At 72.0% G+C, this 20,267-nt stretch carries 22 protein-coding genes; 5 read left to right on the top strand and 17 right to left on the bottom strand.

Going from position 1 to position 20,267, the window contains the following annotated elements; all coding sequences use genetic code 11:
- Positions 1-13: 13 nt before the first annotated feature.
- The 9 genes from ABG090_RS00480 to idi are packed head-to-tail and all read right to left on the bottom strand — an operon-like array spanning position 14 to position 7,561.
- Positions 14-484 carry a pyrimidine dimer DNA glycosylase/endonuclease V gene (locus tag ABG090_RS00480; RefSeq protein ID WP_347755377.1) on the bottom strand — a complete coding sequence of 157 codons (471 nt, stop codon included), beginning with the start codon at positions 482-484 and terminating at the stop codon, positions 14-16.
- Positions 481-1,965 (bottom strand): SDR family oxidoreductase, encoded by a 1,485-nt coding sequence (locus ABG090_RS00475; protein WP_347755374.1) that lies wholly within the window; start codon positions 1,963-1,965, stop codon positions 481-483. The genes ABG090_RS00480 and ABG090_RS00475 overlap by 4 nt, the downstream gene beginning before the upstream one ends.
- Positions 1,962-2,876 carry a prenyltransferase gene (locus ABG090_RS00470; RefSeq protein ID WP_347755372.1) on the bottom strand — a complete coding sequence of 305 codons (915 nt, stop codon included), beginning with the start codon at positions 2,874-2,876 and terminating at the stop codon, positions 1,962-1,964. The genes ABG090_RS00475 and ABG090_RS00470 overlap by 4 nt, the downstream gene beginning before the upstream one ends.
- Positions 2,869-3,201 carry a lycopene cyclase domain-containing protein gene (locus tag ABG090_RS00465; RefSeq protein ID WP_347755369.1) on the bottom strand — a complete coding sequence of 111 codons (333 nt, stop codon included), beginning with the start codon at positions 3,199-3,201 and terminating at the stop codon, positions 2,869-2,871. The genes ABG090_RS00470 and ABG090_RS00465 overlap by 8 nt, the downstream gene beginning before the upstream one ends.
- Complete coding sequence (locus tag ABG090_RS00460; RefSeq protein WP_347755366.1) at positions 3,198-3,524, bottom strand: lycopene cyclase domain-containing protein; 327 nt, start codon at positions 3,522-3,524, stop codon at positions 3,198-3,200. Before ABG090_RS00460 ends, ABG090_RS00465 begins: the two co-directional genes overlap by 4 nt.
- On the bottom strand, positions 3,524-5,095 hold the full coding sequence (gene crtI / locus ABG090_RS00455) for a phytoene desaturase family protein (RefSeq protein ID WP_347755363.1): 1,572 nt from the start codon (positions 5,093-5,095) through the stop codon (positions 3,524-3,526). The genes ABG090_RS00460 and crtI overlap by 1 nt, the downstream gene beginning before the upstream one ends.
- Entirely contained in the window at positions 5,092-6,000 is a 909-nt protein-coding gene (locus tag ABG090_RS00450; protein ID WP_347755360.1) for a phytoene/squalene synthase family protein, read from the bottom strand. Before ABG090_RS00450 ends, crtI begins: the two co-directional genes overlap by 4 nt.
- Positions 5,997-7,016, bottom strand: coding sequence for a polyprenyl synthetase family protein (locus tag ABG090_RS00445; protein WP_347755357.1), 1,020 nt, complete (start codon positions 7,014-7,016; stop codon positions 5,997-5,999). Before ABG090_RS00445 ends, ABG090_RS00450 begins: the two co-directional genes overlap by 4 nt.
- Positions 7,013-7,561 carry an isopentenyl-diphosphate Delta-isomerase gene (gene idi / locus ABG090_RS00440; RefSeq protein ID WP_347755354.1) on the bottom strand — a complete coding sequence of 183 codons (549 nt, stop codon included), beginning with the start codon at positions 7,559-7,561 and terminating at the stop codon, positions 7,013-7,015. Before idi ends, ABG090_RS00445 begins: the two co-directional genes overlap by 4 nt.
- A gap of 60 nt (positions 7,562-7,621) precedes the next feature.
- On the opposite strand from idi, the gene ABG090_RS00435 reads away from it, so the two are divergent.
- Positions 7,622-8,191 carry a MarR family transcriptional regulator gene (locus ABG090_RS00435; protein WP_347755351.1) on the top strand — a complete coding sequence of 190 codons (570 nt, stop codon included), beginning with the start codon at positions 7,622-7,624 and terminating at the stop codon, positions 8,189-8,191.
- A 38-nt stretch (positions 8,192-8,229) separates the two neighbouring features.
- On the opposite strand, the gene ABG090_RS00430 is transcribed toward ABG090_RS00435, so the two are convergent.
- From ABG090_RS00430 to ABG090_RS00415, 4 genes are read right to left on the bottom strand one after another with little or no spacing between them, the layout of a single operon-like run.
- On the bottom strand, positions 8,230-9,702 hold the full coding sequence (locus tag ABG090_RS00430; protein ID WP_347755348.1) for a DEAD/DEAH box helicase: 1,473 nt from the start codon (positions 9,700-9,702) through the stop codon (positions 8,230-8,232).
- 42 nt (positions 9,703-9,744) lie between these two features.
- Positions 9,745-10,539, bottom strand: coding sequence for an ABC transporter permease (locus tag ABG090_RS00425; protein ID WP_347757632.1), 795 nt, complete (start codon positions 10,537-10,539; stop codon positions 9,745-9,747).
- Positions 10,540-10,544: 5 nt separating this feature from the next.
- Complete coding sequence (locus ABG090_RS00420) at positions 10,545-11,582, bottom strand: aliphatic sulfonate ABC transporter substrate-binding protein (protein ID WP_347755346.1); 1,038 nt, start codon at positions 11,580-11,582, stop codon at positions 10,545-10,547.
- Complete coding sequence (locus ABG090_RS00415) at positions 11,579-12,415, bottom strand: ABC transporter ATP-binding protein (protein WP_347755343.1); 837 nt, start codon at positions 12,413-12,415, stop codon at positions 11,579-11,581. Before ABG090_RS00415 ends, ABG090_RS00420 begins: the two co-directional genes overlap by 4 nt.
- Before the next feature lie 169 nt (positions 12,416-12,584).
- On the opposite strand from ABG090_RS00415, the gene ABG090_RS00410 reads away from it, so the two are divergent.
- Both ABG090_RS00410 and ABG090_RS00405 read left to right on the top strand, forming a co-directional pair.
- Positions 12,585-13,397 (top strand): class II glutamine amidotransferase, encoded by an 813-nt coding sequence (locus tag ABG090_RS00410; RefSeq protein WP_347755340.1) that lies wholly within the window; start codon positions 12,585-12,587, stop codon positions 13,395-13,397.
- A gap of 4 nt (positions 13,398-13,401) precedes the next feature.
- Entirely contained in the window at positions 13,402-14,655 is a 1,254-nt protein-coding gene (locus ABG090_RS00405; RefSeq protein WP_347755337.1) for a phosphotransferase, read from the top strand.
- Here ABG090_RS00405 and ABG090_RS00400 read toward each other — a convergent pair.
- Genes ABG090_RS00400 through ABG090_RS00390 form a run of 3 tightly spaced genes read right to left on the bottom strand, consistent with a single transcriptional unit; the run spans position 14,652 to position 15,699 of the window.
- Positions 14,652-14,870 carry a DUF3618 domain-containing protein gene (locus ABG090_RS00400; protein ID WP_347755334.1) on the bottom strand — a complete coding sequence of 73 codons (219 nt, stop codon included), beginning with the start codon at positions 14,868-14,870 and terminating at the stop codon, positions 14,652-14,654. The genes ABG090_RS00405 and ABG090_RS00400 overlap by 4 nt on opposite strands.
- Positions 14,867-15,382, bottom strand: a complete 516-nt coding sequence (locus ABG090_RS00395) for a phage holin family protein (RefSeq protein ID WP_347755332.1) — start codon at positions 15,380-15,382, stop codon at positions 14,867-14,869. Before ABG090_RS00395 ends, ABG090_RS00400 begins: the two co-directional genes overlap by 4 nt.
- Positions 15,382-15,699: a hypothetical protein gene (locus ABG090_RS00390; protein ID WP_347755329.1), complete on the bottom strand. Its 318-nt coding sequence runs from the start codon at positions 15,697-15,699 to the stop codon at positions 15,382-15,384. Before ABG090_RS00390 ends, ABG090_RS00395 begins: the two co-directional genes overlap by 1 nt.
- A 213-nt stretch (positions 15,700-15,912) precedes the next feature.
- On the opposite strand from ABG090_RS00390, the gene ABG090_RS00385 reads away from it, so the two are divergent.
- Positions 15,913-16,851 carry a CPBP family intramembrane glutamic endopeptidase gene (locus ABG090_RS00385; protein WP_347755326.1) on the top strand — a complete coding sequence of 313 codons (939 nt, stop codon included), beginning with the start codon at positions 15,913-15,915 and terminating at the stop codon, positions 16,849-16,851.
- Here the strand turns inward: ABG090_RS00385 and ABG090_RS00380 are convergent.
- Positions 16,838-18,778, bottom strand: coding sequence for a M13-type metalloendopeptidase (locus tag ABG090_RS00380; RefSeq protein ID WP_347755323.1), 1,941 nt, complete (start codon positions 18,776-18,778; stop codon positions 16,838-16,840). The two genes, ABG090_RS00385 and ABG090_RS00380, sit on opposite strands and share 14 nt — an antisense overlap.
- 153 nt (positions 18,779-18,931) lie before the next feature.
- Here ABG090_RS00380 and ABG090_RS00375 point away from each other — a divergent pair, with 153 nt between their 5' ends.
- Positions 18,932-20,248 carry an MATE family efflux transporter gene (locus ABG090_RS00375; RefSeq protein WP_347755320.1) on the top strand — a complete coding sequence of 439 codons (1,317 nt, stop codon included), beginning with the start codon at positions 18,932-18,934 and terminating at the stop codon, positions 20,246-20,248.
- The last annotated feature ends 19 nt before the right edge of the window (positions 20,249-20,267 follow it).

Here is a 20,267-nt window from a genome sequence, read left to right as displayed (position 1 = left end):
GGTCATGGCGGTGCTACCTCTCTGCCGGTGTGCGGTCATCGGGAAGAACGATCGGGTCGGGGCGCTCCCACTCGGCGATGGGCCCCGGTTCGACGGTGAAGAGCGGATGCGGCAGCGGCACGGCAGGCAGCGGCATCTTCGGGCTGCGCACGGTGAGCTTGCGCCGCAGGTGCGCGAGCTCGAAGGCCAGCTGGCCCTCGCTCACCGGGATGCGCGGCGCCGGCCTGCCGTCGGTCGGCACGCGGTCGATGCGCGCCCGGTCGAAGCGGTAGCCGCGCGCATCCGCCTCGGCCGCCACCTCGGCCAGGTATGCGCCGATGCTCTCGAGCGGCTCCGGCTGCTGCTGGAAGCGCAGCAGCTGCGGGTGCCGGGTGTAGCCGCGCGTGCGGCCCGCGAGCACAGCTTGGGCGAGCAGGCCCTCGCGCCAGCAGGCGGTGAGCCCCTGCCGATCCAGCGCGGCGGGATGCAGCGACCAGAGCCTCATCCCGCGGCCCTCGCCTCCGCGGCCGCCACGATGCGCGCCGCCATCGCCTCGAAGATCACGTGATGCGCGGGCACCAGCGACCACCAGTAGAGCCGCCCGGTGAGCCCGCTGGGCAGGAAGATCGCGCGCTGGCTGTAGCGCGTGCGCTCGGAGCCGCCATTGTCGATCGGCTCCACCCGGAACTCGATCCACGCGCGCCCCGGCACCTTCATCTCGGCGCGCAGGCGCAGCAGGCTGCCGCGCTCGATGCGCTCGACGCGCCACCAGTCGACCGTGTCGCCCTCGCGCAGCCGCGCCGGGTCGCGGCGGCCGCGACGCAGGCCCACGCCGCCGACCAGTCGGTCGGCGATGCCGCGCAGGCTCCATAGCAGCGGCACCGAGTACCAGCCGTGCTCGCCGCCGATGGCCTCGACCACCTCCCACACCGCCTCGGGCGGGGCGCTCGTCGTGCGCTCCCGCGCGTCCTCGTAGACCGTCGAGCCCGACCACGCCGGGTCGCTCGGCAGCGGATCGGACGGTGCGCCGGCGGCCGACGCCGATCGCCAGCTCGACTCGATGTCGCCGGCCCGCTCGCGCGCGAGCGCGAGCCGCACGGCCTCGCGATAGCCCATCAGCCCTTCCTCCGGCGGCGGGATGACGGCGTCGATCCGGCGCTCCTCGACCACGCAGTCGTGCAGCAGCGAGCCGATCAGCGGCATCGCGATCGCTCGCGGCACCGGCGTCACGAGGTTCACCCACTGCGAGGCGAGCCACGGCGTCAGCACCGGCAGCGGGGCGATCGGTCGCTGCGGCAGTCCCGCCTCGAGCGCGTAGCCGTTCATCACCTGCCCGTAGCGCAGCACATCCGGCCCACCGATGTCGAACGCGCCATGCACGTCGTCGGGCACCGTCGCGGCCGCGACCAGGTAGTGCAGCACATCGCGCACGGCGATCGGCTGCACGAAGTTGCGCACCCACCGGGGCGCGGGCATGTAGGGCAGCACCTCGGTGAGGTGTCGGATCATCTCGAAGGATGCCGAGCCCGAGCCGATCACGATGCCCGCCTCGAGCACCAGCGTCGGCACGCCGGAGGCGAGCAGCGCATCCCCCACGGCGACGCGGGACGCCAGGTGCTTCGAGAGCTGCTCGCCCTCGGGGTGCAGGCCCGAGAGGTAGACGATCCTGCTCACCCCGGCAGCCTTGGCCGCCGTCGCGACGTGCCGTGCCTGCTCGAGCTCGGCGCTCGCGAAGTCCCCGCCGGCCGCCATCGCGTGCACGAGGTGGAAGACCACGTCGACCCCGTCGACCGCGCGAGCGACGTCGCCCTGCACCTCGAGGTCGCCCTGCACGATCTCCACCGAGTCCGCCCACGAGGCGCCACGCAGGCGGCCTGGGTCGCGGGCGAGCACCCGCACCTCGTGGCCCGCATCGACGAGTCGCGGCGCGAGCCGACCTCCGACGTAGCCGGTCGCACCGGTCACCAGGATCCGTCTGCCGTTCATCGCACTCCCATCGCCCACGCAATGCTCACCATCGTGACGACGAAGCCGCTCACGTAGTTCACCCACAGGAACCGCCGCCAGCCGCGATTCGCGGTCGCGCTCTCGTCGTCACGCACGCTCCAGAAGGGCGCCGCCAGCACGAGGTAGGGCACGGCGATGACCGCGGCAATCGAGGCCGGCCAGGGCGTCAGCAGCATCAGCACGCCGGCCGCCGCCCACAGGGCGATGGCGAGCCGCACCGTGCCGCGAGCACCGAGCGCGGTCGCGATCGAGTGGATGCCGGCCTGGCGATCCGGCTGCACATCCTGCACCGCGCCGAACGCGTGGCTCGCCATCCCCCAGCAGAAGAACGCAGCCAGCAGGGCGACCAGCTGCGGCGTCCACTCGGCGCCCGCGAGCACGAGCCCGTAGACGGCAGGGCTGACGAAGTGGGTGCTCGAGGTGACCGAGTCGAGCACCGGCACCTCCTTGAAGCGCAGCCCCTTGGCCGAGTACGCGACGACAGCGAACAGGCTCACGGCCAGCACCGCCCAGGAAGCCGGGGAGCCGAGCACGACGAGCGCGACGACGAACGGCAGCGCCAGGCCCGCCGACCACGCGAGCGTCGCGCGGTGCGTCTCGGGCGGCAGCAGCGCACCCTCGATGCCGCCCTTGCGCGGGTTCTGGGCATCGGAGGCGTAGTCGAAGACGTCGTTGATGCCGTACATCGCGAGGTTGTACGGCACCAGGAAGAACAGCGTGCCGATGACCAGGCGCGCGTCGATGGCGCCGGTCGTCAGCAGCATGGCCGCCGCGAAGGGGAACGCGGTGTTGATCCAGCTCACCGGTCGCGACGCGAGCAGCATTCGGCGTGCGAGCGAATCCGGGCGGATGCTGCCGGTGCCGGCGGTGCGCTGCGGACGCTCAGGCATCGGCATCCGCCCGTCGCGTTCCCGCATCGAGCGCTCGCGCCCGGCCGAGCAGCCGCCAGATAGCGGCGACGGAGAAGAGCGCGATGAGCGCGTAGCCGAGGTCCTCGACCGGCGCCAGCCCCAGCCGCAGCCCGAGCAGCAACGCGTCGTCGAAGCGGAACAGGTCGATCGCGATCATGAGGGAGTCGAAGGCGACCGTGAGCGTGAGCACCGCGGCGGCCGCCAGCGCGAGCGCGGCCCAGCCGCGGCGGTCGCTGCGCAGGGTGCTGACGGCCAGGATCGCCGTGGCCAGCAGCGGTGCGGCGAGCAGCAGGGCGTAGCTCATGCGCGGCGCTCCTGCCTGGCCGCCAGCAGGCGCTCGGCTCCGGCGAAGGCCACGAGCGAGACGTAGGCGAGGAAGACGATGAAGACGAGCTCCTCGATGGGCAGGTGCGGCAGCACCTCGATGCCGGTCATCCACGGGGAGGCGCCGAGCCGGAAGTTGCCGGTGGCGATGCCCGCGAGGTCGATCAGCAGCAGCAGCAGGGCCGTGGCCCCGACCGCCGCAAGCGCCCGGCCGGTGTCGCGGAACATCGCCAGCCGCCAACGCGCGTCGATCGCGCCGGTGCCGAGCGCCGCGAGCAGCAGGGCGCCGAGGTAGGCGAGCATCACGACGGCACCGCGGGGTCGAGCGGCTGCAGCGGGCCCGTCGATCGATCGCCGCGGACGTGCTTGACCACCAGCTCTGCCGACAGCAGGCACATCGGCACCCCGATGCCCGGCACGGTCGTCGCGCCGGCGAGCAGCAGGCCGCGCACCTCCGAGTGCTTGGTCGAGCCGCGCAACATGGCGCTCTGCCGCAGGGTGTGCGCCGGCCCGAGCGCCGTGCCGCGCCAGGAGTCGAAGTCGCTCGCGAAGTCGGCGGGGCCGATGGTGCGCCGCGTGACGATGCGGCTCGCGAGGTCGTCGATGCCCGTCCACTCGGCGATCTGCGCGATCGCCCGATCGGCGACCAGCTCGACATCGGGGTCGCCGGCGCCGTCGATGCCGCCGGCCCCGAGCCGGATGTCGGGGCGCACGGGCACCAGCACGAACAGCGCCTCCTGCCCCGCGGGTGCGACCGAGGGGTCGGTGGCGGAGGTGCGGCTGACGTACAGCGAGGCGGGATCGGTGACCCCGTCGATCGCGCGCTCGGGCTCCGCGCCGAAGATCCGGTCGAAGCCGCTCTGCCAGTCCTTCGCGAACAGCAGCGTGTGGTGGCTCAGCTGCGGCAGCGGCCCGTCGACGCCGAGCATCACGAGCACGGCGGATGGCCCGGCGACCCTGGCGGCCCAGCGGCGTGGGCCCCGGCGCGCGACGCTCGGCACCTGCGCCAGCAGTCGCGTGTCAGTCGCATGGCCGTCGACGGCCGAGACCACGATGTCGGCGTCGATCCGCTCGCCGTCGTCGAGCTCGACGCCGCGCGCCGTGCCGTCCTCGACGAGGATGCGGCGCACGCCGACGCCGGTGCGGAGCGTGGCTCCCGCCTCCGCGGCAAGCCGCGCGAGCGCATCCACGATCTTCGTGAAGCCGCCCATCGGGTACCAGACGCCCTCGACGAGGTCGAAGTGGCTCATCAGGTGGTACATCGAGGGCGCCGACCGGGGCTCCGTGCCGAGGAACACCGCGGGGTAGCCGAGCACCTGTCGCAGGCGCGGATCGCGCACGACCCGCGCCACGCGCGATTCGAGCGACTGCAGCAGCAGGCGCGTGAGCGTCGGCACCCGCCGCGTCAGCCCGAGGCCCAGGAACGAGCCGACCGAGTCGAAGCGGTTGGAGAGCAGTCCACCGGTCGCGAGCGTCGCCGTCTCGGTCGCGGAGCGAAGGTAGCGTCGCAGCCGGTCGCCAGCACCGGGCTCGATGGCCTCGAAGCGCTCGATGGTGGTCTCGACGTCGCCGGAGACCTCGAAGGGCTCGCACTCGCCCTCGAACAGCACGCGGTAGGCGGGATCCAGGCGCCCGATCTCGAGCTCGCGCTCGAGCGTCGACCCGAGCATGCGGAACGCATGCTCGTACGGCTCGCGCATGAGCATCCAGGACGGCCCGGTGTCGAAGGTGAAGCCCCGCGAGCGCCAGGCGCCGGCGCGGCCGCCGAGCTCGGGCCGGCGCTCGAGCAGCGTCACGTCGTGCCCGTCGCGCGCGAGCAGCCCGGCCGAGGTGATGCCGGCGACGCCGCCGCCGATGACGACGATGCGACTCATCGTGAGGCCGCCGTCGGCATCGGGCGGGATGCGGAGGCTCGAGCGATGCCGGCGCCGAGCGCCGCACGCGAGACGATGCCCGCCTTCTCGAGCTTCGGCACGCTGATACGGCGATGCGGCAGCTGGGCGGCGGGCGTCGCGCGGATCCGTCGGGCGAGCGCCGCGAAGATGTCGTGCGCGGCGATCACGGCGGGCCGCGCCTCGCGCGGCAGCAGCTCGATGGTTGCCCGAGCGATGCGCAGATCGCCGTCCAGGCCATCGAGCACGCGACCGATCGCGGCATCGGTGGGATGGACGGGATCCACGCCAGGAAGGTAGGCGCGGCCGAGCGTGTCGGCGTCCGCACCGAGGTCGCGCAGGAAGTTGACGACCTGGAACGCGCGGCCGAGCGCGCGGGCGCCGCGAGCGACCGTGCGGGCCTGCGCGTCCGGCAGCGTGCGACCGCCGAGGAAGCACCGCACGCACATGAGCCCGACGACCTCGGCCGACCCATAGACATACCTGCGCAGCTCGCGCTCGTCCTGGAACGTGACCGGCTCGAGATCGCGGCGCATGGCGGCGAAGAACGGCGCCGTCTGGCCCTCGTCGATGCCGACCCGGCGAGCCGTCTCCGCGAAGGCGTGCACGACCAGATCGGCGCTGAAGCCCGTGCGCATGGCGCGCATGACCTCGCGCTCGAAGGCGTCAAGCACCTCGCCGCACGCCGCGGTGTCGAGTCCCGCCTCGGCGCCCGGGCCATCGACGATCTCGTCGGCGACCCGCACCAGCGCGTAGACCGTCTCGATGTCGCCGCGCATGCCCGGCGGCAGCAGCCGGCTCGCGAGCCCGAAGGAGCTGGAGTATGCGCTGATGACGGCCCCGCTCGCGCGCCGGGCGGTGGCGGAGTAGAGCTCGAGCCCGGTCATCGGGTGCGCTCCACGCAGCGCTCGAGGATCTGCCGCAGCTCGGCCCGCAGCGCCTCGTCGACCGGGGCCACGTCGATCAGGCTCCGCAGCGTCGCGCTGCCCTCGCCGATGCGCTGCTCGATCGACGCGAGCGCGCCGCTCTCGCGCAGTACCCGCCGCACGCGCTCGGCGGCGTCGGCGTCGGCGGCGGGATCGCCGTAGTCGCTCGCGATGCGCTCCCACGACGGGTCGCGACGCGCGAGGGCCGAGAGCAGCGTCGGGGTGCCGGCGCGGATGTCGCTGAGCACGCTCTTGCCGGTGTGCTGCTCGTCGCCGAAGACGCCCAGCACGTCGTCGCGCAGCTGGTAGAGCACGCCCAAGCGCAGGCCGATCTCGCCGAGTGCTGCGATCGCGGCCGGGCTGCGACCTCCGAGCACGGCACCGAGCTCGAGCGGCGCGCGGAAGGAGTAGTCGGCCGTCTTGCCCTCCAGCACCCGCTGGATCACGCCCTCATCGGCTTCGCGCCCCGCCAGCAGCACGTCATCGTGCTCGCTCTCGGCGGCGCGGAGCATTGCGCGCTCGATGATGTCGACCAGCTGCACGCGCACCTCGAGCGGGACGTCGAGGCGCGCGATCGCCGCGAGCGCGCGGACGAGCAGCGCGTCGCCCGCCACGATCGCGGTGGTGAGGCCGAGCCGTGCCGCGACGCGCGCGGTGATGCCCGAGGCGGCGGCCGCCTCGCGGGAGGCGCGCGCGACCGACGCCACGCCCCGGCGATCGTCGTCGTCGTCGATCACATCGTCGTGCACCAGCAGCGCAGCATGCAGCAGCTCGATCGCCGCCGCCGTGAGCACCACGGCTTCGCGATCGCCGCGCTCTCCGGCTGCCGCGATCACGAGGCGCGGTCGCAGCAGCTTGCCGCCGTGCACCGCGTGGGAGGCCGCCAGCTGCACGGGGTGCGAGGCGGTCGGGGTCGCGAGCTGCCGAATGCACTCCTCGACCTCGGCGAGCAGCGTCGGCTCCTCGACCGGGATCACGATGCCCCCGCGAGCGCCGGCAGCTGCTCGGCCTGCAGCACCAGCCACGGGCTGAACGCCCAGGGCGTCGCGCGGATGGCCACGCCGAGCCGCTCAGGCTCCACCCACTCGAACTCCACGACCTCATCCGGGTGCGGCTGCAGCGACCCGGTCACCCGGGCGAAGAACACCGGGCACTGCTCGTGCTCGACGATCCCGCTCGGATCGACCGCGCGGTAGCTGAAGTCGGGCAGCACGAGCTCCAGCTCGTCGGCGACCGCGCCGAGCTCCTGCTCGAGTCGGCGGCGCACCGCGGCCTCCAAGGGCTCGTCGGGCGCCGGATGCCCGCAGCACGCGTTCGTCCACACCCCGGGCCACGCGACCTTGCCGAGCGCGCGACGCGTCACGAGCATCCGCCCATCCGCATCGAGCACATGGCAGGAGAAGGCCTGATGGTAGGGCGTCGTGGTGCTGTGGACCGTGGCCTTGTCGGCGGTGCCGATCGGCTGGCCGTCGTCGTCGAGCAGGATCACGAGCTCGGGTGCGGCGATGGGCGCGGGCGACATGTAGACAGCCTAGCAATACTTAGCCAAGGCAATAATGAGTCACGCGCCTAGGATGAGGGCATGACCCGCACGCCGCCGCAGCACGCACGCGAGCGCGCGATGCTCGATCCGCGCCGGATGGACGCCACCTCGCAGCTCGTGACCGAGCTGGGTCTCGGCGACGACGACGTGGAGGAGATCGTCGATCTCTTCCACTCGCTGCGCAGCTGGCACGAGGTCGCCGAGGAGCACAGCGCTGCGGGCCGCCGCTTCATGCAGCTGGGCGAGAACGACATGCGGGCGATCCGCTTCATCATGGCCGTGACGCGCGACGGCAGCGTCGTCACATCGACCATGCTCGCCGCGCACCTGGGGATCACGGGGCCGTCGGTGACGAAGCTGCTGGACCGGCTCGAGCGCGCCGGCCACATCCGTCGGTCGCAGCACCCGACCGACCGCCGGGCGCTCTCGCTCGTCGTCACGGAGCACACGCGCGCCGCGGCGACGGCGACCGTGGGGCGCGACCACGCGCGGCGCTTCGCGGTGGCGGCGGCAATGACCAGCGAGGATCGTCGTGCCGCGACGCGGTTCCTGCGCGCGCTCGCCGCGCTGCCGGTCATCGATCACGCCGCCGAGTCGCAGACGGCCTGACAGCCCGGCAGTCGCCGGATGTCGCCGCGCCCGGCCTGCTAGAACGGCGTGGGCCCGCCCGGCGCGAATCCGGCATCGATGCGATCGCGCGTGTCCTCCTCGGCGGCGGTCTCCGCCGGCGCGGCGGGGCTCTGCGTAGACGGACTCTGCGCAGCCGGCCCCGTCGCCGAGGCGCTCGAGGCGCCTGGTGCCGGGGCGTCGCGCAGGTCGTCTCGAGCGGCGCGTGCGGCATCGCGTTCGCGCACCTCGTGGATGAAGCGGCGCACGCGCTGGTCGACGATGATGTCGCGCGGCTGCAGCGGGCGCGTGAGGTAGAGGCCGGCGAGCGACGTGAGGCGGGAGAGCGCGACATAGGTCTGCCCGGGCGCGAACGCGCGCGAGCCGAGGTCGACGACGGCGCGGTCGAAGGTCTTGCCCTGCGACTTGTGGATGGTCACGGCCCACGCGAGCCGCAGCGGGAACTGCGTGAACTCGGCGACCACATCCCGCTTGATCTCCTTCGTCGTCGGCGAGTAGGAGTAGCGGAACTGCTCCCACACGGCCGGCTCCACCTCGTGCTGCTCGCCATCGACCTCCACCCAGACGGTGCCCCCGATGTCGACGACCTTGCCGAGCGACCCGTTCACCCAGCGGCCGGCCGAGTCGTTGCGCAGGAACATCACCTGCGCGCCGATCTTGAGCTGCAGCTCGGCATCCGCCGGGTACTGCCGACCGCTGAAGTCGCCGGAGACCTCGGCGACCGCGGTCTTCGACCTGCCGGAGAGACGGGCGAGCTCCCGCGAGTTGATGCGCGACACGGTGTCGTTGCGCGTGGCGAGCGTCAGCACGTCGTCGCCGGGAGGCGTCCGAGCGCCCGCATCGTTGAGCAACTGGGCGATCTCGGCGGTCACCGTGCCGTGCCGCACCGCATTGAGTGCCTGCTTGAACTCCAGGTCGGTCTGGCGGTGGATGTGCACGAGCTCGACCACCTCGAGCCGCTCCTCGCGCCACACGCGGGCGTCGAAGAACCACATCGAGTCGTAGTGGTCGGCGAAGTAGGCGCGCTCCTCGGCATCGCCGGGCACGGGGGCCAGCTGGTACGGGTCGCCGAACATCACTACCTGCACGCCGCCGAACGCCACCGAGCGCACGCCCCGCGCCTGGCGCAGCGATCGATCGATCGCATCCATCAGGTCGGCATTCACCATCGAGATCTCGTCGATCACGAGCAGATCGAGCTTGCCGAGCATGCGCTTGAGCTCGGCGCTCTGCCGCAGCGGTGCCTCGGCGATGACGCCCAGCGGCAGCTTCAGCAGCGAGTGGATCGTCTGGCCGCCGACGTTGAGCGCGGCGACCCCGGTCGGCGCGCAGACGATGATCTGCTTCTTCGAGGTGTCGGTGAGGTGCCGCAGCAGCGTCGACTTGCCGGTGCCGGCGCGGCCGGTGATGAACAGGTGATCGTTGCCCTGCTCGATCCGCTCAGCGATCGCCAGCTGCTCCTCGGTCAGCGCGATCGTCGGGTCGTCAGGCACCAGCCCAGGGTAGTCACGCGGGTGCGATCCGGTCGCGACGACTCACAGCCAGCGACGCAGCAGCCAGCGCTCCGCGACGCCGATGAGCGCGTCGGTCGCCTTGCCGAGCAGGGCGAGCAGCACGATCGCGAGCAGGATGCGGTCGACCCGCCCGTTGTTCTGCGAGTCGATCAGCAGGAACCCGAGCCCCATCGATGAGGCGATGAGCTCGGCTGCGACGAGGAAGAGCCATGCCTGCGCGAGCGCGAGGCGGAGGCCCGACACGACCGAGGGCACGACTGCGGGCAGCTGCACGGCGGCGAGCAGCCGCACGCCGTGCAGCCCGAAGGCCCTGCCCGCCTCCACCAGGTGCGGATCCACATGCCGGAGCGCCCCGGCAACGGTCGTGAAGACCGGGAAGAGCGAGCCGATGGCGATCAGCGCCACCTTGGAATCCTCGTTGATGCCGAGCGAGAGCACGAGCAGCGGCACCCAGGCGAGCGACGGCACGGCGCGGAACGCGCCCACCGTGGGCCCGAGCAGCCTGTTGGCCCCGCGCGAGAGGCCCACGAGCGCCCCGAGCGCCAGCCCGGCGGTCGCCCCGATCGCGAACCCGAGCACCACGCGCTGCGCCGAGATGCCGATGTGCCGCCACAGCGCGCCGTCGTCGGCGAGCTGGAGCCCGGCGTCCAGCACCGCCGCGGGCGGCGGCAGCCGATGCGGCGGCACGAGCCCGAGTGCCGTCGTCGCCCACCACAGCGCCAGCAGCGCCACCGGCACGATCGCGCCGGCCAGCACCGCAGACGTCGGGACTGCGCGCCGGGCACCGACGCGGCTGGTGGAGGGCGACTCCAGCACGGCGGTCACGAGAACGAGCCCGGGTCGGCCGCGTCGGCGAACCGCGGCTCGAAGAGCGAGTCCAGCGCCGCATCGACGGCGTCCTGACTGGTGACGTCGCCCGACTCGACGAAGATCGGCCCGATGAACTCGAGCACCTGCCGCTGGGCGTCGCCGGGCGCCGGATCCAGCTCGAAGTTCGTGCGATCGCGGATGACGGCGGTCGCGACCTCCGGATCGATGCCGGCGACCTCCGCGAGGATGCTGGCGGTCTCCTCGGGCTCGGCGATCGCGAACTCGCGCGCCCGCTCGTAGGCGTCCACGACGAGCTGCGCCAGATCTGGCGAAGCCTCGAGGAACTCCTCGGTGGCGTTGAGGAATCCGTAGGAGTTGAAGTCGATGTTGTCGTAGACGACCCGCGCGCTGCCGTCGGCGAGCGACGACGAGAGCATCGGGTCGAGCCCCGACCACGCCTCCACGGCGCCCGACTGCAGCGCCGTGAGCCCGTCGGCGTGCTGCAGGTTCTGCACCCGCACGTCGGCTGCCGTCAGCCCGCCCGCCGCCAGCGACTGCAGCAGGAAGAAGTAGGGGTCGGTGCCCTTCGTCGCCGCGATGGAGGCGCCCTGCAGCTGCGAGACCTCGGTCACCTCGGATGCGGCGGGCACCAGGATCGCCGACCAGTTGGGCTGGGAGTAGACATCGATCGTGCGGATGGGCAGGCCGTTCGCGCGAGCGAGGAGCGCGGCGGAGCCGGCGGTCGAGGCGACGTCGGCGGCGCCAGCGCGCAGCAGCTCGTTGGCCTTGTTCGAGCCGGTCGACTGCACCCAGTTGACCGCGACCTCGCCTGCCGTCGCATCCTCGAGCCATCCCTGCTCCTTGATGATGAGGCTCAGCGGGTTGTAGGTTGCGAAGTCGATGTCGAGCGTGTCGGCGCTCCAGCCGGCCTCGGGGTCGCCGGTCGAGCTCTGCTGCGGGGCGACGCTCGAGCCCTCGCCCGCACAGCCGACGAGCATCGCCGCCGCGACGAGGCTGGCGCCGATGGCTGTGGTTCGTGTGGGAATCATGCGAGGACCTCCTGGTCGACGGTGTTCGGTACGTGGTCGGGGACGAGTGCGTTCGGCGTGGACCTGCGCGGCACGCCGAGCCGCTCGAGCAGCTGGGCGCGAAGCTCGCCGAGCGCCGCGGTGCCGCGATCGCGCGGCCGCTCGCCCGGCACGTCGACGAGCGACACGACGGTCGAGCCCTCGGTGGTCAACGCTGGGCCCAGCAGCACGATCCGGTCGGCTAGGCGGAGCGCCTCATCGACGTCGTGGGTGACGAGCACGATCGTGCGCGGCTCGGCCGCGTGCACATCGAGCAGCAGCTCCTGCATCGCCAGCCGCGTCAGTGCGTCGAGCGCACCGAACGGCTCGTCGAGCACGAGCACGCCCGGCTCACGGGCGAGTGCGCGGGCGAGCGAGGCCCGCTGCGCCATGCCGCCGGAGACCTGCCGCGGTCGCAGGCCCGCGGCATCCGAGAGCCCGACCAGGTCGAGCAGCTCGTCGACCCGCGCCAGGCCTGCGCGCGATCGGCCGTGATCGGCCAGGCCGAGTGCCACGTTGCGCGTGATCGTCCGCCACGGCAGCAGTCGTGGCTCTTGGAATGCCACCGCGACGCGCTGATCAGCGGGGAGCGCGGGCACGCCGGCGATGCGCACGGCGCCCGCATCGGCGGCGTCCATGCCTGCGATCAGGCGCAGCAGCGTCGACTTGCCGCAGCCGGAGGGCCCGAGGATCGCGACGATCTCTCCCGCGCCGACCCGCAGATCGACATCGGAGAGCACGGTGCGCGACGTGCGGCCCTGCGCGAAGGCACGGCCGATGCTGTCGAGTTCGACGGGGAGGGCTCTCGTGGTCATGCCGCTGACGCTACGAACCCTGGGCGCCGTGCGCACGCCGACGCCGTCACGTGGCGTAGCAATCGCCCCGGCCCTGCGGCGCAGGCCCGAATGTGACCGACTGTGACGGCTCGCGCGGTGCCCGCTTGACGCATGCGAGAGAATGGAGGAGGAAACGGAGGGGATGCATATGTGTCGGTTGCTCGCGCACGTCTCCCCGACCCCTGCCACGACCCGGGATGTCATCGGCGATGCCTCCTGCCAGGAGTGGCAGCGGCTGGGCCGCCTGCACACCGACGGCTGGGGCACCGCGTGGCTCGATGGCGACCAGGTGCGCCGCTACCGAGACGCCGCCCGCGGCCTCGACAACGCCGATCTCACCGACGCCCTCATCGACACCCCGACGCGCGCTCGGCTGACGCATCTGCGCCTGGCCACCGAGGGCCTCGCGACCCGGGTGGCGAACACGCATCCGTTCCGGGTGGGCGAGATCGTGCTGGCGCAGAACGGCTCGATCACGCCGATCTCGCGCCTGCGCGAGAAGGTGACGGATGCCGAGCTTGCCCGCGTCGGCGGCGAGACCGACACCGCCATGGTCTTCGCGCTCATCCTGCGTCGACACGAGGCGGGCGAGCCGCTCTTCGACGCCGTGACCTCGACCGTCGCGGAGATCCGCCGCGAGTTCCCGGCAGCGGCGCTCAACCTGCTGGTGCTCTCACCTGATGAGCTCATCGCCACGCACGCGAATGCGGGTGCGCCCGTGCCGCACGACCTGTTCGAGGAGTCGGGCCTCGGCGACGACCTGCCGGCCGATCACATCGACCACTACTACCAGCTGTCGTGGCGGCGAGCGGAGGACGGCGCCATCGCCGTGACCTCGAGCGGCCTCACCGGCGAGGGCTGGCAGCGCATGGCTCCCGAGACCGCGGTGCGTGTCGATCTCGCCACGCTCGAGGTGTCGCGCCGCGATCTGCACGAGCACGCAGCGCAGCCTGTCGCCTAGCGCGATGACAGCTGCCGTCGAGCACGTCGCGCTCCTCGTGCACGGCGGCGTGCTCGTCGACGCGAACGGCTCGCTGCCGACGCTGCCGGGGGTCGAGGACGGGCACACGCTGGCCGAGGTGCTCGCGCTCGTCGACGCCGACATCCCCATCGCTCCGACCGCGAAGCTCGCCGATGGGCGCCTCGTGCACTTCGTCGGCACGCGAGCCGACGCGCGCGCGGTCGGCTCCTTCATCGTGCCCGAGGCCCTGCCCGATGCCGCGCTCGCCATCGTCGTCGCACGTGCGGTCGACGAGCTCGATCCCGCGCGGACGCCCGCCGGACGGCCCGACTGGTTCCGAGCAGGGTGGTTCGACGTGCTCGAGGCGTGGCTCGACTCCGTGCTCGAGCCGCGCGGGCGGCGTCGCACGGGCCCAGTGGAGCCCTACAAGGTCTGGAGCATCTCGGCGGTCGTGCGCGTGCCGACCGAGCACGGCACGCTGTGGTGCAAGGCGCCGTGCGCGCACTTCCGCGCCGAGCCGCGCATCCATGCCGCGGTGTCCGACATGCTGCCTGCGCTCGTGCCGGAGCTCGTCGCGATCGAGGCGACCGAGGGATGGGTGCTCATGGAGCCGTTCGCGGGCGCCGAGGAGGACGAGCAGGCGCAGGGCGCTGCGCTGGAGACCGCTCGCCGCTGGGCCGCGGCGCAGCTTGCGACGATCGGGCGCGTGCCGGAGCTGCTGGCGGCCGGCTTTCCGGATCGCGGCCTCGAGAGCACGATCACCGCGTTCGAGCGCGTGCTCGAGGGGAGCGCAGAACTCGCGCTGCTCAGCGACGCGGAGCGGCTCGCCCTCAGCACGGCGGCGGCGCCCGCGATGGAGCTCGTGCGAGCGTTCTGGGGCACCGGCATCCCCGACACGCTCGCGCACGGCGACCTGCACCTGGGCAACGTCGCGTGGGATGGCGCGACGCTGCGGATCTTCGACTGGACGGACGGCTGCGTGAGCCACCCGTTCCTCGACGCGAGCCATCTCGGTCGCTGGGCCGATGACGATAGCGCTGCTCGCGCGCTCGCCGCCTACGCGGATCCGTGGCGCGCGCGCTTCCCTGACGCCGACATCGACCGCGCGCTAGCGCTCGCTGCGCTGGCCGATCTGGTCTTCCAGACCGTCACCTACGACGCGATCATGAACGCCACCGAGCCGCAGTCCGCGTGGGAGCTGGGCGGCATGGTCGCCCGAAATCTGCGGCAGCTGCCGCAGCTGGTCGCCGAGGCCTAGCGCCGCCCGAAGACGGCCAGCGCGATCCCGCCGATGATGACCACCGCGATGCCGGCCGCCGCAGCGATCCACGGCGTCGGGTCCTCGTTGTAGGAGTCCTGTGCCTTGCCCACCGCGCGGTCTGCGACCTTCTTCGGGTTGACGCGATCCTCGAGCTCGTTGAGGTGCTGACGCAGCTCCTCGCGCTTGCGGTCCACTTCGCGCTGCTCGGTCATCGCCGTGCTCCATTCGTGTCGGCACCGGTCGTGTCGCCGCCGGTCGTGGCGGCACGGGTGGTGTCGCCGCCGGTCCGGTGCACCCCGGTCGTGTCGAGGTCGTCCAGCGGGTCGCTGCCGTCTGCCGCGTGGCCGAGGCCGCGCACCATGTTGACGTCGTCTTTGATGCTGTCGACGGCCTCGAGGTTGCTGAAGTCCTTGTTCTTCTTGATCGACGAGATGCCGACGAGCGCAAGGATGACGATGAGCACCAGCAGGAACGCCGAGACCAGCAGCGCCGAGAGCCACGGTGCGAAGACCACGTTGAGACCCTCGAAGGCGGCGTACAGCAGCCAGCTGAGCAGGAAGATCCCGAGCAGCCCCGCGACGGCGAGCAGCGCTCCGCCGATGCCGATGCCCTTGGCCTTCCCCGCCACCTCGGCCTTGAGGTTGTCGATCTCGGCCTTGACGAGGTCGATCATGAGCTTGGGGATCTCAGCGACGAGGTCGCCCAACGGCTTCCGCGGCGCCATCAGGCACCACTCGATCCTGTGCTCCCGGTGCCGCCTGCGCCGCCCTTGGACGATCGCTTCGACGAACCCTTGGACGAGCCCTTGCGCTTGGAGACCTTGTCGATCGCGCCGGTGGCGACGTCAGAGGCCGACTCCATGAGCTTCGGGGCCTGCGTCTCGACGAAGTGCTGCACCTCGTGCCGCTGCTTCGTGACCGAAGGGGAGTTCCAGACCTTGTCGGCCGCTCCCGCGATCTGCTCGTAGCGCTGACGGCCAGCCTTGGCTCCGAGCACGTAGCCCGTGCCGAGTCCGACCACGAAGAGGATCTTGCCGCGCATGTTCGCTCCTGCCGTTGGTTTGCCAGCGAACGCTGGCCGGTCGACACCACGATACCGACGGAGCGCTTGGGTGCGCTCTCAGGTTGCTGCGCATCCGCACGCGGTTCGCCTCGTTCCGCCCTTGTCGGTGCCAGAGCGCTCCCCCGCTCGGCGGAGCCGGCACTCCGACGCGGGCCGGATGCGCAGGCGCTCGCCGCCGACGAGGATGGAGCCATGACGACGCCGACCGCCCTCGACCCGCAGCGCGTGCCCTGGCGCGCAGTGGCGCTGTTCGCCGCGCTGGCCTGCACGCTCGCGTGGCTGGTGCAGATTCCCACCTGGCTGACCGGCGGCCTCGAGTCCCCGCTGTTCCTGCCGCTCACCACCGTGATGATGGCCACGCCCGCGATCGCCGCGCTCGTGGTCACGTTCTTCGTGCTGCGGCCGTCGCACCGGGCCCGCTTCCTCGGCCTGATCCCGTTCCGGCCCGTGCGCCGATCGATCCTCGTGATCCTGCTGGCGCCGGTCGTCTGGCTCCTGCTCGCCATGGGCGCGCTGCTGCTGGCCCAGGCGCTCGGCTGGGTGCAGCTCGACTGGAGCATGAGCGCGGTCGCGGCCACGCTGCCGGACGACCTCGACCCATCCGCCCTGCTGCTCATCACGGTGCTCGCACTGCCGCTCAACACGCTCGTGAGCGCCGTGCCCGCGTTCGGCGAGGAGCTGGGCTGGCGCGGGTTCCTGCAGTCCGCGCTCAGCCCGCTCGGGTTCTGGCGCATGAGCCTGCTGTCAGGCGTGCTGTGGGGCGTGTGGCATGCGCCGGTCATCCTGCTCGGCTACAACTTCGCCCGGCCCGATCTCATTGGCCTGCTGAGCATGATCGTCTTCTGCGTGCTCGTCGGCACCCTGCTGCACTGGCTGCGCGCGATCTGCCGCAACGTCTGGGTCGCGGCCGTCGCGCACGGCGCGATCAACACCGTGACCGGCACCACGCTGCTGTTCCTGCCGTCGGGTGCCGATGTGCTCTGGACGACCGTGCTCGGCGTGCCGGGATGGATCGTGCTGGGCGCGGTCATCGCCGTCATGGCGTCGTTCGGCCTGTTCACCGCGCGACGCCTGGGCGCGCTGATCCCCGCGCCTGAGCGGTCGACAGATCCGACGATCACCAGATCGTGACGCGCGCCTCCGGGTCGAGCCATAGGCCGTCGCCCGGCTGCACCCCGAACGCCTCGACGAATGCGTCGATGTTCTTGACCACCTGGTTCGTGCGGTGCTCGTTGGGCGAGTGCGGGTCGACGGAGACGAGGCGCACGGCCTCCTCCGGCCGTATCTTCATCTGCCAGGCGTAGGCCCACGACAGGAAGAAGCGCTGCGCGCCGGTGAGGCCGTCGATGACCGGCGGCTCCTCACCCGCGAGCGAGTGCAGGTATGCCTTCCACGCGATGCCGAGGCCGCCGAGGTCGCCGATGTTCTCACCGATGGTCAGCGCGCCGTTCACCTTGTGGCCGGGCGCCGCGTCCGGCTCGAGCGCGTCATACTGCGCGATCAGCGAGCTGGTGCGCTCCTCGAAGGCCGCGCGATCGGCATCCGTCCACCAGTCGATCAACCGGCCGTCGCCGTCGTACTTCGAGCCCTGGTCGTCGAAGCCGTGCCCGATCTCGTGCCCGATGACGGCACCGATCGCGCCGTAGTTCGCCGCCGCATCCCGGTGCGCGTCGAAGAACGGCGGCTGCAGGATGGCGGCCGGGAAGACGATCTCGTTGAAGCCCGGGTTGTAGTAGGCGTTGACGGTCTGCGGGTTCATAAACCACTCGTCGCGATCGATCGGCTTGCCGATCTTGGCGAGCTCGCGATCGTGCTCGAAGCGCGTCGCGGCCTGCACGTTGGCGACCAGGTCGTCGCCGATCTCGAGCGCGGCGTAGTCCTTCCATCGCACCGGGAAGCCGATCTTCGGCGTGAACTTGCCGAGCTTCTCGAAGGCGCGCTCGCGCGTCTCCTCGCTCATCCACGGGAGCTCCTGGATCGACGAGCGGTAGGCCACCACGAGGTGCTCGATGAGCACATCCATGGCCGACTTCGCCTCCGGCGGGAAGTGCCGCTCGACGTAGATCTTGCCGATCGCGTCGCCCAGCATGCCCTCGACCAGCGAGATGCCGCGCTTCCAGCGCTCCCGCTGCTCGGTCGTGCCGGTGAGCGCGGTGCCGTAGAACGCGAACTGGTCGCGCGAGATCTGCGTGCTGAGGTAGCTCGCGAAGGAGCGCAGGATGCCCATGCGCAGCCACGACTTCCACTCCTCGATGCGCTCGTCCACGAGCAGCGAGGCGAGCCCGGCGAAGAAGCTCGGCTGGCGCACGACGGCCTCGTCGTAGGTGCCGGCCGGCGCGTGGATCGCCTGCAGCCACGCCCGCAGCCGCGGGTGCTCGTCGGTGACGCGCTGCAGGTTGTAGGTCTTCTCGTCGTCGCGGCTGTCGACGCGATCCCAGTGGTGGCTCGCGAGCTCGGTCTCGAGCGCGAACACGACGGCGGCCTCGGCCTCGGCGTTCTCGGCGCCGAGGTGCTCGAACATCGTCTGCAGGTGCGCCAGGTAGGCGGTGCGGATCTCGGCGAACGCATCCTCCCGGTAGTACGACTCGTCGGGCAGGCCGATGCCGCCCTGGTTCAGGTGCACGAGGTAGCGCGTGGGGTCGCCCGGGTCGGTGTCGACCCACTGGGCGGCGAACGTGGGGCCGCCGATCGACTCGAGGTCGCCGAGGAGCGCGAGCATACCGTCGATGTCGCTCACCTGCTCGACGCGCTCGAGCAGCGGCCGGATCGGGTCGATGCCCTTCGCGTTGGCCGCATCCTCGTCGAGGAACGAGGCGTACAGGTCGCCGACCTTGCGGGCATCGGTGCCCGGCTCGGCGTCCTGCATCTCGATGACGATCTCGCGCACCGCCGCCTCGGCAGCCTCGGCGAGCACCGCGAACGAGCCCCAGCGGGCCTTGTCGGCGGGGATCTCGCTGCGTGCGAGCCACTGCGAGTGCACGTGCTGGAAGAGGTCGTCCTGGGGGCGGATGTCGGCGTTGAAGTCGTCGACGGGCAGGCCGGAGGGCAGAAGCGTCATGCGATCCAGCGTACGCGGCACGCCTGGGCGCCCTCCGTCGCGCCACCGCCGTCCGTCGACCGGGCCCCTGGTCTGGGAGCCGCGCTCTTGGCTTGCCAGACCAGGAGGCCGGTTGACGGACGGGGTGGGGCGCGGGGTCGGTAGCGTGGAGCGGTGCGACTGAAGCCGGATGCGCTGGATCGGCAGATCCTGCACCTCGCGATCCCCGCGCTCGGCGCGCTCATCGCTGAGCCGGCCTTCCTGCTGGTCGACACCGCCCTGGTCGGTCACCTGGGCGCAGAGCAGCTCGCTGGCGTGGGCATCGGCGTCGCGGTGCTCTCGACCGCGGTCGGCCTGCTGATCTTCCTCGCCTACGGCACCACGCCAGCTGTCGCGCGGCTGTTGGGCGCCGGCGATCGGCCAGCGGCGATCCGCGCGGGCCTCGACGGCATCTGGCTCGCGATCGTCGCCGGCGGCCTGCTGCTGCTGACCGCCCCGCTCGCAGGCCCTTTCGTCGCCGTCTTCGGCGCCGCGCCCGCCGTCACCGAGCATGCCGCCGTCTATCTCGGCATCTCGATCCTCGGGCTGCCCGCGATGCTCATCGTGCTCGCCGCGACCGGCCTGATGCGCGGGCTGCTCGACACCAAGACGCCGCTCGTGGTCGCGACCATCGGCTTCACCGCCAACGCGGTGCTCAACGTGGTGCTGATCTACGGCCTCGGGCTGGGCGTCGCCGGCAGCGCGCTGGGCACGGTCATCGCGCAGTGGGGCATGGCGGCGTTCTTCCTGTGGTTCGCGGTGCGCGAGGCCCGCCGCGAAGGGGTGTCGCTCGCCATCCACTGGAGCGATCTGGGTCGCACCGCCTCGACGGGCGGCTGGCTGTTCCTGCGCACGCTGTCGCTGCGCGCCGCGCTGCTGGCGACGACCGCGGTGGCGACGCAGGCCGGCACCACGACGCTCGCCTCGACGCAGATCGCCTTCGCGCTGTTCTCGACGCTCGCGTTCGCGCTCGACGCGCTCGCGATCGCCGGCCAGGCGATGCTGGGCCAGGCGCTGGGGTCGGGCGATGCGGGCGCGGCACGCGCCGTGACCCGAAGGCTGCAGGCCTGGGGCCTCGGCTTCGGCTGCGTCGTGGGAGCCCTGCTGCTCGCCGTCGCGTGGGTGCTCGGCGGCGCCTTCACGAGCGATGCGGCGGTGCTCGAGGCGCTGCCCATCGCGCTCGTGCTGCTCGCGCTCGCGCAGCCCATCGCCGGGTACGTCTTCGTGCTCGACGGCGTGCTGATCGGCGCCGGCGACGTGCGCTACCTGGCCTGGACGGGCGTGCTGAACCTGCTCGTCTACCTGCCGCTGCTGCTGCTCGCGCTCCTGCCGGGCTGGAACGCACTCGCGGTCATCTGGGGCGCGTTCTCCTTCGGCTACCTCGGCGCCCGGGCCACCACGCTCGGTCTGCGAGCGCGCTCCGACGCGTGGATGCGCCTCGGGCGCCACTGATCGATCGAGCCGAAGCGGC

This window comes from Agrococcus sp. ProA11 (assembly GCF_039880525.1).
Classification (GTDB): Bacteria; Actinomycetota; Actinomycetes; order Actinomycetales; family Microbacteriaceae; genus Agrococcus; species Agrococcus chionoecetis.
Note: the sequence above shows the minus strand (reverse complement) of the source record. Positions and strands in the feature narration are given on the sequence as shown.